This window comes from Kitasatospora sp. NPDC051170 (assembly GCF_044455705.1).
Taxonomy (GTDB): domain Bacteria; phylum Actinomycetota; class Actinomycetes; order Streptomycetales; family Streptomycetaceae; genus Kitasatospora.
In genome coordinates this window covers 347,969-359,914 of record NZ_JBITFA010000002.1, presented here as the reverse complement: position 1 = coordinate 359,914, position 11,946 = coordinate 347,969, and the positions used below count along the sequence as shown (strand labels likewise).

8 protein-coding genes are annotated in these 11,946 nt (G+C 75.5%); 3 read left to right on the top strand and 5 right to left on the bottom strand.

Translation table 11 applies throughout. The annotated features are described in order from the left end of the window. Positions 1-83: 83 nt before the first annotated feature. The 4 genes from ACIBCA_RS05205 to ACIBCA_RS05190 form a co-directional block, all read right to left on the bottom strand. On the bottom strand, positions 84-2,645 hold the full coding sequence (locus ACIBCA_RS05205) for an SUKH-4 family immunity protein (RefSeq protein ID WP_396281453.1): 2,562 nt from the start codon (positions 2,643-2,645) through the stop codon (positions 84-86). Between the two features lie 62 nt (positions 2,646-2,707). Beyond that, complete coding sequence (locus tag ACIBCA_RS05200; RefSeq protein ID WP_396281452.1) at positions 2,708-3,709, bottom strand: SMI1/KNR4 family protein; 1,002 nt, start codon at positions 3,707-3,709, stop codon at positions 2,708-2,710. Between the two features lie 235 nt (positions 3,710-3,944). Continuing rightward, the gene (locus ACIBCA_RS05195; RefSeq protein ID WP_396281451.1) at positions 3,945-5,078 is read right to left on the bottom strand and encodes a DegT/DnrJ/EryC1/StrS family aminotransferase; all 1,134 of its coding nucleotides are present in this window, start codon (positions 5,076-5,078) and stop codon (positions 3,945-3,947) included. Next, entirely contained in the window at positions 5,075-6,223 is a 1,149-nt protein-coding gene (locus ACIBCA_RS05190) for a Gfo/Idh/MocA family protein (protein ID WP_396281450.1), read from the bottom strand. Before ACIBCA_RS05190 ends, ACIBCA_RS05195 begins: the two co-directional genes overlap by 4 nt. Positions 6,224-6,512: 289 nt before the next feature. Between ACIBCA_RS05190 and ACIBCA_RS05185 the strand changes: the two genes are divergently transcribed. Continuing rightward, positions 6,513-6,974: a YwqJ-related putative deaminase gene (locus ACIBCA_RS05185; RefSeq protein ID WP_396281449.1), complete on the top strand. Its 462-nt coding sequence runs from the start codon at positions 6,513-6,515 to the stop codon at positions 6,972-6,974. A gap of 66 nt (positions 6,975-7,040) precedes the next feature. Then, positions 7,041-7,586, top strand: a complete 546-nt coding sequence (locus tag ACIBCA_RS05180) for an SUKH-3 domain-containing protein (protein WP_396281802.1) — start codon at positions 7,041-7,043, stop codon at positions 7,584-7,586. Between the two features lie 6 nt (positions 7,587-7,592). Here the strand turns inward: ACIBCA_RS05180 and ACIBCA_RS05175 are convergent, their stop codons facing one another. Beyond that, complete coding sequence (locus ACIBCA_RS05175) at positions 7,593-8,867, bottom strand: sensor histidine kinase (RefSeq protein WP_396281448.1); 1,275 nt, start codon at positions 8,865-8,867, stop codon at positions 7,593-7,595. 338 nt (positions 8,868-9,205) lie between these two features. On the opposite strand from ACIBCA_RS05175, the gene ppc reads away from it, so the two are divergent. Beyond that, a complete protein-coding gene (gene ppc, locus ACIBCA_RS05170; RefSeq protein WP_396281801.1) occupies positions 9,206-11,941 on the top strand; it encodes a phosphoenolpyruvate carboxylase in 2,736 nt (911 codons plus the stop codon). The last annotated feature ends 5 nt before the right edge of the window (positions 11,942-11,946 follow it).

The window sequence follows — 11,946 nt, the reverse complement described above, 5'->3', positions numbered from 1 at the left end:
GCACCGCCGCTGCGGTACGCCGGAGGGGCCGCTCCGGACACCGGAACGACCCCTCCCCACCTGCGAGGACCTGCGACGGCCCGCTACAGCAGGCCGTCCCAGAACTGCTCCAGCAGCACGGCCCACCACGTGTCCGTGTTCTGCAGGGCCGCCGGGTCGATCGCGGCGAGCTGCGCCTGGAAGTCGGTCGTCCAGCGACCGGCCTGGTCGGGCGTCAGCCCGTACCGCAGCCGCCACATCCGGCCCAGCAGGGCCAGCGCGCGGACGAACTCCGGCACACCGCTGTTGACGAAGCGGGGCGGCCGGCCGGTTCCGTCGACGTCCACGGCGACGACGTTCGCGGTGCCGTACTGCACGCACAGCTGCCGTCCGTAGTCGTTGCCGAGCACCAGGTAGCCGCCGAAGTCCGGGGCGACGGGCAGGCCCCGCTCGGCGGCCAGCTCGGCCAGCGTCGGGATCGGGCGGCCCTCCTGCGCCTGGGCCCAGAAGAACGGGCCGAAGTCGCGCGGCAGCCCGGCCCACATCAGGCTCTGCGAGACCGGCTCCGGCACGCCCTGGCGGGAGACGGCGCGCTGCTCGTAGCGGAACAGGTTCTGCCCGAAGGCCGCGCCGACCTCCTGCGCCAGCTGCTGCGGGGGCAGCGGCGGCAGGGCCTGGACGGTGCCGGGCGCGGGCGGCGGCACCCGGAACGGGCGGACCCGCTGGGCGCCGGCGGCCTGCTGGTGCAGCTCGTCCAGGTGGTCGAGCAGCTCGGCCATCCCGGCCTGGCGGGAGGCGTGGTCCTGGCCGTACGGGGCGGTGTGGGTGAGCCGCACGTTCGGCCAGGACGCGGCGATCATGCGGTTGCAGTAGCCACCGGGCAGATCGCAGGACTCCAGCTCGGTGTACAGCTCCAGCACCTGCTCCGGCGGCACGTTCAGCCGCCGCAGGTCCTGGAGGATCTTCCACTCCGGGTGCGGGGTGCCGGGCTCACTGCGGTGCAGCAGCTTCTGCTCCGAGCCGTCCGGGCCCCGGTAGCTGAGCGCGGCGAAGTAGCCGGGCCCGACCGCGGGCACGCCCGGCGGCACCGGGGCCGGCGGCTGGCCGGCGACCGGCGCGGGCGGGACGACGCCCTGGGTGCCTCCCGCGGCCGGGTAGCCGTACCCGGCGACGGGCGCGGCGGGGACCGCCGGGCCGCCGGGCGGCGGCGGGACGGCGGGGCCGCCCGAGGGCGGGGTGCCCGGGTCGGCCGGGGCGCCGAGCAGAGCCGGGTCGAGGGCACCGGCCAGCTGGGTCGCCTCGTACGCCTGGCCCGCACCCGGCGCCGGCGCGGGCGCCGGGGCGGGCGCCTGCGGAGCGGCGGCGGGCGTGCCGGAGCCCGGGGTGTGCCGCAGTTCGGCGGGCGGGGGCGGCGGCGGGGCCGAGGCGGCGGCACGGCCGATCCCTCCGCCCGAGGCGGCCGGACCGGAGGAGCCGCCGCGCAGAGCGGCCGGCGGGGGCGGAGGCGGGGCCGAGGCCGCGGCGCGGCCCCGGCCGCCCTGCGGGGAGGGCGCGGTGGGCGCCGGAGGCGGCGGCGGGCCGGCCGGGATGCCCGAGGGCGGGGTGCCGGGGGCGCCGGGCAGACCCATCAGACCGGGCACGGATCCGGGGGTGGCCAGCATGGTGGGCGCCTGCTCCACCGGGGCCGCGGGCGTCCCCGCCGGCGGGGTGCCGGGGGTCGCAGGGGTGCCGGGCGCACCGGGTGCACCGGGCAGGCCCATCAGGCCCGCCATGGCCTCCGGCGGCGCGAGCAGCGTCGGCGCCGGCTCGGCGGCCGGGGCGGGCACGGGAGCCGGTGCCTGGGGCGCGGGCGCCGGGGCCGGCGGCGGCATCAGCACGGTCGCGGCCTCGGCGCCGGGCGGCGGGGGCGTGTCGGGCAGGTCGGAGCCGCTGGTGCGCAGGCCCTCGGGCATCAGCACGGGCGGGACGGGCGCGGGCGGCGCGGGCGGCGCCCACTCCTCGGCCCTCGGCGGTGCGGGCGGCGCCCAGTCCTCGGCCCGGGGCGGCGCGGGCGGTTCCCACTCCTCGGCCCTCGGCGGCGCGGGCGGCGCCCAGAGCGGTTCGTCGGCCCCGGGCGGCGGGGCGAGCATGGTCGGCGCGTCCCCGGCGGGCCGGTCCGAGACCGGCGGCGTGGTCAGCACGGCGGGCGCGGCAGGCTCGGCAGGCGAAGCGGGCGCGGCAGGCGCGGCAGGCGCGACGGGCACGGCAGGCGTGGCCGCCGCCGGGGCCCCCAGCTTCTCCGCCTCCGCCGCGATCGCCGCGGCCCCCGCCTCCTGCAGCCACTGCGGCGGGCTGAGCAGGAAGGAGGTCGCCTCCACCGGCCCGGGCGCGGGCTTCGCCGACCCCGCCGGGTTGGCCGCGACCGGCCGCCCGTACGCCTCCTCGTACTGCCGGACGACCTCGTTGACCGGCAGCGCCGGCCACAGCGTGCTGGCGCCCGAGTCCCGGGCGATCACCAGCCGCGCCTCGCCCGTGTCGGCGTCCGGCCCGGCGTCCGCGGGCTGCACGGCCCAGCAGACGAAGCCCAGGTCGAACTCCCGCACCCGTACCTCGCGCTGCCGCGGGAGCGGCACCCCGCCGTTGATCCACTCCTCGGCGAGCTCATGCGCCTGCGCGTACGTCACCACGCCCGGTTCACCCCTGTCGTCCGCATCCTCGTCAGTCCCCGTCAGTCCCCGTCAGATCCCGCTCAGCCCAGCGGGACGGCCCGGGCGAACCCGCCGTCCACCATCAGCTCCGCGACCGTCTCCAGCTCCGGCGGGCTGCCGGCCAGCCGCAGCAGGAACGCGTCGAAGTCGTCCCCGCAGGGCAGCAGCAGCCGGGCGCAGCGCTCCTCCGGGCTCTCCGGCGCGCCGGAGTCGCGGGCGTCGTCGTAGAGGTGGAACCAGACGGAGCCGGCCCCCTCGCCGCGCACCTTGAGGGCGACGAGGCCGCCCTGCGCGTAGGCGATGCCCAGGAAGTCCTTGGTGAGGTGGTCGCGCAGGCACTTGTTGGCGTACACGACGTCCTCGGTGCCGTACTCCTCGGTGAGGGTGAGGAACGGCTGGTCGAGCAGCAGGCCCAGTTCGGTGTCCAGCGCCACCCCGACCGGGGTGCGGCCGCCGCCGACCTTGAGGAAGGTGCGGTAGGCGCCGGGCAGCCGGTAGCCGAGGCGCTCCTCAGCGCGCTGCACCAGGTCCTCGGGGACGCCGATCGGGTCCCCGCCGTCCTTGGCCAGCGAGAAGTGGACGGGCCGGCGCTCCTGGAGCGGGCGGGTGCCGCGCCGGTTGTGGTCGGCTCCGGAGGTGGCCAGGCCGCCGTGGTGGCGCAGCAGGGCCTTCACCTCGACGGGGATTAGCTCCATCCGCCGCCAGCCGGGGGCGGAGTGGCCGGCCACGTGGTGCCAGGTCCAGCCGGCCGGGGTGGCGACGGCGGTCTCCTGGTCGGCCCAGAGCGGGTGGCCCTGGGTGAACAGCGCGGCGTTGGCCGAGACGTAGTCGGTCAGCCGCAGCTCGTCCACGCCGAAGCCCGCCGGCGGGTCGGCGACCTCGGCTGCGGCGGCGGCGTACGGGCCGAAGTCCGGGTAGCCGTACTCGTCCACCTGGACCCCGGCAGGGTGCCGCTCCGCACGGACCGGGTCCGGGAACTGCACCACCTGACCTGCGTACGCCGCGTTCGGTGCGACGGCGACGCCGGGCCGACCTGTCGTCATCTGGGAGCCCCCACTGCTGCTGCGTCCTCTGGTGCGCTTGCCGGGCACCAGCCTAGGGCCTGTCCGCAAGCGCCCGTCGTCCGCCCGTAGGGCGGGCCGAGCGGCGTTGGGGTGCGTGCATCGCAAGGCGGAGGAGGGAGCCACTGCGGAGTATTGGCGACCGACGACAACGCGGCGAGGTGCGTGCCCCGGCGTCGCTCGGCAGGCGGGCGCTTGCGGACAGGCCCTGGGGGGGTCACCCGCCTGGCGCACCCTTCGCACCCAGGGCCCGGCTCAAGACCTCCACGACCCGTGCCTGCTGGGCCTCGGTGAGGTGGGGGTGCAGGGGCAGGCTGAGCAGTTCGCGGGCGGCCCGTTCGGCGACGGGGAACGCCCCGGCGCGGTGGCCGAGGTGTCGCAGCGCGGGCTGGAGGTGGACGGGGGCGGGGTAGTGCACCCCGGCGCCGATGCCCGCGGCGTGCAGGGCGGCGAGCACGGTGTCCCGGTCGCGGCCGGGGGCGATCCGCACCGGGTAGAGGTGGCGGACGTGCTCGTTGCCGGGGGCGGTGCCCGGCAGGGTGAGCGCGCCGGACCGGGCGAGCGGGCCCAGCAGGGCGCGGTAGCGGTCGGCGGCGGCGCGGCGGGCGGCGTTCCAGGCGGGCAGCCGGCGCAGTTTGGCCCGCAGGACGACGGCCTGCAGGGCGTCCATCCGGGAGTTGAAGCCGAACCGCTCGTGGTCGTACTTGCCGCGGGTGCCGTGGTCGCCGATCCGGCGGACGGCGTCGGCCAGTTCGGGCTCGTCGGTGAGCACCGCGCCGGCGTCGCCGTAGGCGCCGAGGTTCTTGCCGGGGTAGAAGCTGGTGGCCGCGATCCGCCCGTACGCGCCGCGCCCGTGCTGGCGGGCGCCCTGGGACTGCGCCGCGTCCTCGATCACCGGCCGGCCGTCCGCGATCTCCAGCAGCGCCCCCATCGGCGCGAGTTGCCCGTACAGGTGGACGGGCAGCAGCGCCACCGCTCCGGGCAGGGCCTCGGCGGCCCGCCCGGGGTCGATCAGCAGGTGCTCGGGGTCGGCGTCGACGAGGACGGGCCGCAGCCCGGCGCGCAGCACGGCCTCGGCGGTGGCGACGAAGGTGTTGGCGGGCAGCACCACCCCGCCGCCGGGCGGCAGGTCGAGGGCGCGCAGGGCGAGTTCGAGGGCGTCGGTGCCGTTGGCGGCGCCCACGCAGTGCCGTACGCCGGTGAAGGCGGCGAACTCCCGCTCGAAGGCGGCCACTTCGGGGCCCTTGACGTAGGCGCCGCTGGCGAGCACCCGGTCGAAACCGGCCCGGACCTCGGCCTCGACCTCGGCGTGCGCGGCGGCCAGGTCGACCAGCGGGACGGGGCCGGTCACCGCACCGCCTCCCGCTCGCCGGAGCCCACCGGCACGGTGGCGCCGCCCAGTTCGAGGCTGAGCGAGGCGGCCTCCAGCAGCCGCAGCACCCGCAGCCCCGCCCGGCCGTCCGTCAGCGGGGGCCGGCCCTCGAGGATGGCGGCGGCGAACTCGGCCATGACGTTGCGCAGCGCCTCCTGCTCGACCAGCGCGGGGGCGACCATGTCGCCGACCCGGTAGGAGATCAGCGCCCGGTGCCGGATGGCATCGGTCAGCTCCTCGGGAGGGGTGAGGTCCACGCCCCGGTCGTGCACGGCGAGGCGGGCCTGCGGGTTGAGGTCGTCCCAGACGAGGGTGCGCCGGGAGCCGCCGATCAGCGTGGTGCGCACCTTCGTCGGGGAGAGCCAGTTGACGTGGCAGTGGGCGAGCGCGCCGTTGCTGAGGCGAAGCGTCAGGTACGCCACGCAGGCGCGGCCCGCGCCGATGGGGTCGGCGCCCTGGGCGGAGACGGCGACGGGCTCGACGCCGGGCGGCAGCACGAAGTCGAGGATGGACAGGTCGTGCGGGGCGAGGTCCCAGAGCACGTCCACGTCCGGCTGGACGAGGCCCAGGTTGATCCGCACCGAGTCGAAGAACTGCACGTCGCCGATCTCGCCGCCGTGCACGAGTTCGCGGATGCGGCGCACCACCGGGGTGTAGCAGAAGGTGTGGTCGCACATCAGCACCAGCCCCGAACGCGCGGCCAGTTCGACGAGTTCGGAGGCCTCGGCGGCGGAGGTGGTGATCGGCTTCTCGACCAGCACGTGCTTGCCGGCCTCCAGCGCGGCCCGCACCAGCCGGTAGTGCCCGGCGGCCGGGGTGGCCACCGCGACGGCGTCGACCCGCTCGTCGGCGAGCACCCGCCGGTAGTCGTCGGTCGCGCCGACGGTGCTGTACTCCCCCAGCACGGTGCGGGCCTTGGCTCCGTCCAGGTCGCAGAGCCAGTGCAGCCGCAGCGCCGGGGTGTGCTGCGCGTTGCGCACCAGCTTGGGCCCCCAGTAGCCGGCCCCGACCACGGCCAGCCCGACGGGCCGCTCGGGCACGGGTTCCGGCGGCGCGCCCGGGGTGGGCACATGGCCTCCGGGCGCCTGGTTGGCGGCCTCGGCCGCCCACTGCCGCGACGTCATTGTTTAGCCCCCCTCAGCTATGGCGCCGGCCGCCGCCCGGCGCGGTGCCGGAACGTTACCGGCCGGTGCCCCGGCCCGGATCGGTTTCCGGAAATCAGCGGACAAGTCATGACGGGAATGTGGGGATTCGGGCAGCATCGGGTGAGCGCGCGGTGGGCCGGCGCGCGCCCCGCAACCCCGGTTGTGCGGTTGTCGGTGCCGTTTGACAGGCTTGCACCGGAAGAGCCGGAGCCGGGCCGAAGGGGCCGGGCCGCCGAGGGACGAGCAGGAGCGAGGAGGGGGAGGACGGATGACCACCGGTGAGCCGGACGGCGTGCCCGTGCTGCGCCACCACCGCGACAGCCTGCTGCCCGCCGTCGCCGCCGCGCTCTCCCTCAAGGACGGCGAGGTGCACACCCTCGCGGGCGACAAGGACGCCCGCGGCCCGGCCCTGCACCCGCTGGTCGGCGAGTTCCTGGACGCCCTGCCGGTCGACGCGCGCGAGCGGTTCACCGGCCGCTGCCCGGAGGCCGTCCTGCTCTCCCGGTACCTGACCGCGGTCGACGGGAAGCGCTCCAAGCGCGCCGCCCGCAAGCCGATGACGCTGCACGAGGCGCGCAAGGCGCTCAGGGGCGCGCGGATGACGACCGTGCGCATCCGCGAGGAGGGCGACCCGGCGCACGGCACCCACGCCCCGCCCTGCCGCTCCTGCACACCGATGCTGGAGCACTTCACCGTACGGAGCGTCGCGGTCGGCCCACCCACGCACTGACCGCCGCCCGCGCCCCGCCCAGAGCATCACGCACGGCGCCCCCGTCCCCGAGCCCCGGAGCCCGTCCTGAACCCGCCCAGCCCGCCACCACCGCCGGCCACCCTCGCCCCCGACACCCTCGGGCGGACCCGCCCGCGCTTCCCCGCCGAGGTCGCCGCCGAGCTGAAGACGGCCGGCTGGCACCCCGGGCGCTGGGAGATCCGGCAGGCCGAGGAGTGGGCCGACGCCCTGGTGGGGCACGGAGCCCCGACGGGCGCGCAGCACGCGGTGTTCCCGGCGGCGGTGGAGGTCTGGGCCGAGTTCGGGGGCCTCGCCTTCGACCTGGGCGGCCCCGGCCGCCAGGTCGCCCGCACCCCGTTCCTGCTCGATCCGATGTGCGGCCTGCACCAGCCGCGCACCCTGTTCGACCTCGGCCGGGCCCTGGGCACCCAGCTCTCCCCGCTCGGCGAGGAGGCGTACGGGCAGGCGCTGCTGGCCGTCGACGAGGAGGGCCGCGTCTACAGCCTGGACCACACCGGCGAGTGGTTCCTCGGCCACGGCATCGACCAGGCGATCACCGCCCTGGTCCAGGGCACCGCCCCGCAGCGGCTGCTCACCGCCGAGGAGTACTGAGGCCTCTCACCTGCCGAGCCGGTCCGTCCGCACGGCCAGCCGGGACGGCAGCACCGCCTCCACCCGGAACCCGCCGTCCGCCTCCGGCCCGGACGAGAAGGTGCCGCCCAGTGCGATCACCCGCTCCCGCATCCCGACCAGCCCGTTGCCGCCGCTGGGCAGCTGCGCCGCGCTCTTCTCCCCGCCCGGGCAGGCGTTGACCACGCTCACCCGCACCCCGTTCGGCGCGTACGCGAGCAGCACGGACACCTGGGCGCCGCCCGCGTGCTTGTGCGCGTTGGTCAGTCCCTCCTGGACGACCCGGTACGCGGTCTGCTCCGCCTCGCCGGTGAACTCCTGGCGACTGCCGCTGACGGTCAGCGTCACCGCCATCCCCGCCGCCCGCGACTGGTCCACCAGCCTCGGCAGTCCGGCCAGCGAGTCCTGCTCGGGCTGGCCCCGCTCGTCGTCCATCCGCAGCACGCCGAGGATCTCGCGCAGCTCGTTGAGCGCCTGCCGGCCGACCTCGCCCATCAACTTGGCGCTCTGCGCGGCCTTCTCCGGGTCCTTGGCCACGATCCGCTCCAGCGCCCCGGCGTGCACCACCATCAGCGACACCCGGTGGGCCACCACGTCGTGCATCTCCCGGGCGATCCGGGTGCGCTCCTCCAGCCGGGCCCGGCGGGCGCGTTCGCGCGCCTGCTCGGCCAGCAGGTCCAGCTCGGTCTCCAGGCCGTGCGCGCGGTCCTGGAGCGACTCGATCAGGCGCCGCCGCGCCCCCACGTACAGGCCCGTGACCACCGGCGGGACGGTCAGCCCGACCGACACCATCACCGAGAGCAGTACCTGGCCCCACAGCGGGGGCTGCTCCACCTGCGTGTCGCCGGGGTTGAGCATCGAGACCAGCATGACGAGGACGCACTCGGCGAAGGCCAGCGCGGACAGCCCCACCACCCGCCGCCGGGTCGAGGGCCACTCCCAGGTCTCCGCCAGCGTGTAGAGCGCCACCACCAGCAGCGTCACGCTCAGCATCACGGGCATCAGCAGCAGCGTCACCAGCACCGGTACGGCCGGCCAGCGCCGCCGCAGCACCAGCGTGCCGCCGGCCAGCACGCCCACCAGCCCGATCCCGACCGAGGCCGCGCCGGACACGTGCATCCGGCTGTCGAAGAAGTTGACGCCGTTCACCACGCACTCGAGCGCGGCGAGCACCGCCAGCCCGATGTCCAGGAAGGCGCTGCGCGGCCGCTTCCACCACAAGAACGACATGACCGGCGCGCGCTCCCCAGGCGACTTGCTCATGCCTCACAGCCTAAGGCGCAACCTTCCCCCCTCCCCACCCGGTTCGCCCGGCACACCTCGACCGACTGCCAAGTGGTCCAGACCACAGCTGGTTTTCGGCAGCTCTGTCCGCCATCCGGCCACCTCTCGGACACCACACGTCCCGACACCTATGCTGGTCGCGTCGGACAGCGCGGTCCGCACGCGTCACACCCACCACACTGCGCGTGGACCTGTGACGATGAGCCGTTGCCGAACCCCACCACCACAGGGAGCCAGCCGTGACCGCTCCGGTCCCCAGCCCGGCGGACAGCCCGACTCCGGTCGTCGCCCCCGGCCCGGAAGCCGATAACTCAGCCCTGCGCGCGGACATCCGCCGCCTCGGCGACCTCCTCGGCGAGACCCTGGTCCGTCAGGAGGGCCCCCAGCTGCTGGGCCTGGTCGAACAGGTCCGCCTGCTCAGCCGCACCGACGGCGAGGCCACCGCCGAACTGCTCTCCGACATCGACCTGGAGACCGCCGCCAAGCTGGTGCGCGCCTTCTCCACCTACTTCCACCTCGCCAACGTCACCGAGCAGGTGCACCGCGGCCGCGAACTCGCCACCCGCCGCGCCCGCGAGGGCTCGCTGCTCGCCCAGACCGCCGACCAGCTCGCCGAGGCCGACCCCAAGCACCTCGAGGACACCCTGGCCCACCTCGCGGTCCGTCCGGTCTTCACCGCCCACCCCACCGAGGCCGCCCGCCGCAGCGTCCTCAACAAGCTGCGCAGGATCGGCGAACTCCTCGACCGCATCCACCGTCAGGAGATCTCCTCCGGCCTGGCCGCCGCCGACCCGGCCCGCGTCAGCAGCGCCCGCCGCTCCGCCGACCGCCGGCTCGCCGAGGTCATCGACCTGCTCTGGCAGACCGACGAGCTGCGCATCGCCCGCCCCGAGCCCACCGACGAGGCCCGCAACGCCGTCTACTACCTGGACGAGCTCTACCGCGAGGCCGTCCCCGAGGTGCTGGAGGAACTGCACGAGGAGCTCGCCCGCGTCGGCCTGAACCTGCCCGACGGCGTGCGCCCGCTCACCTTCGGCACCTGGATCGGCGGCGACCGCGACGGCAACCCCAACGTCACCCCGCAGGTCACCTGGGACGTCCTCAACCTCCAGCACGAGTACGGCATCAAGGACGCCCTCGCCGCGATCGACGACCTGCGCAACACCCTCTCCACCTCCGAGCGGCTCGCCGGCGCCTCCGTCGAACTGCTCGCCTCGCTCAACAACGACCTGCACCGGCTCCCCGAACTCAGCCCCCGCTACAAGCGGATGAACGCCGAGGAGCCCTACCGCCTCAAGGCCACCTGCGTGCGCCTGAAGCTGGAGAACACCCGCGAGCGCCTGGCCGGCGGCACCCCGCACGTCGAGGGCCGCGACTACCTCGGCACCCGCGAGCTGATCACCGACCTGCGCCTCGTCCAGGACTCCCTGCGCTCCCACCGCGGCGAGCTCATCGCCGACGGCCGCCTGGCCCGCACCATCCGCACCATCGAGGCGTTCGGCCTCCAGCTCGCCACCATGGACGTGCGCGAGCACGCCGAGGCCCACCACCACGCCCTCGGCCAGCTCTTCGACCGCCTCGGCGAGGAGGCGTGGCGCTACGCCGACATGCCCCGCGAGTACCGCCAGCGGCTGCTCGCCAAGGAGCTGCGCTCGCGCCGCCCGCTCGCCCCCACCCCGGCCCCGCTCGACGAGGCCGGCACCAAGACCCTCGGCGTCTTCAACACCATCCGCGAGGGCTTCGAGCGCTTCGGCGACGAGATCGTCGAGAGCTACATCATCTCGATGTGCCAGGGCGCCGACGACGTCTTCGCCGCCACCGTCCTGGCCCGCGAGGCCGGCCTGATCGACCTGCACGCCGGGATCGCCAAGATCGGCATCGTGCCGCTGCTGGAGACCACCGACGAGCTCCAGCAGGCCGACCGCATCCTCGACGAGATGCTCTCCGACCCCTCCTACCGGCTGCTCGTCTCGCTGCGCGGCGACGTCCAGGAGGTCATGCTCGGCTACTCCGACTCCTCCAAGTTCGGCGGCATCACCACCTCCCAGTGGGAGATCCACCGCGCCCAGCGCCGCCTGCGCGACGTCGCCCACCGCTACGGCATCCGCCTGCGCCTCTTCCACGGCCGCGGCGGCACCGTCGGCCGCGGCGGAGGCCCCTCGCACGAGGCGATCCTCGCCCAGCCCTGGGGCACCTTGGAGGGCGAGATCAAGGTCACCGAGCAGGGCGAGGTCATCTCCGACAAGTACCTGCTCCCCTCCCTCGCCCGGGAGAACCTGGAGCTGACCATCTCCGCCACCCTCTCCGCCTCCGCGCTGCACACCGCCCCGCGCCAGGCCCCCGAGGAACTGGCCCGCTGGGACGCGGCGATGGACCAGGTCTCCGAGGCCGCCCACACCTCCTACCGCGCCCTCGTCGAGCAGGACGACCTGCCGAAGTACTTCTTCGCCGCCACCCCGGTCGACCAGCTCGCCTCCCTGCACCTGGGCTCGCGCCCCTCCCGCCGCCCCGACTCCGGCGCCGGGCTGGACGGCCTGCGGGCCATCCCGTGGGTCTTCGGCTGGACGCAGTCCCGCCAGATCGTCCCCGGCTGGTACGGCGTCGGCTCCGGCCTCGCCGCCGCCCGCGAGGCGGGCCTGGGCGCCGTGCTGGACGAGATGTACGGCCAGTGGCACTTCTTCCGGAACTTCCTGTCCAACGTCGCCATGACGCTGGCCAAGACCGATCTGCGGATCGCCCGCCACTACGTCGAGCAGCTGGTGCCCGCCGAGCTGCACCACGTCTTCGACCAGATCGTCGCCGAGCACGACCGCACCCTGCGCGAGGTCCTGCGCCTCACCGGGGAGAGCGAACTGCTGGAGCACAACCCGGTGCTGAAGCAGACCTTCACCGTCCGCGACGCCTACCTCGACCCGATCTCCTACCTCCAGGTCGCCCTCCTGCGCCGCCAGCGCGAGGAGGTGGCCACCGGCCGCCACGAGGACCCGCTGCGCGCCCGCGCGCTGCTGCTCACCGTCAACGGCATCGCCGCCGGCCTGCGCAACACCGGCTGACGGCC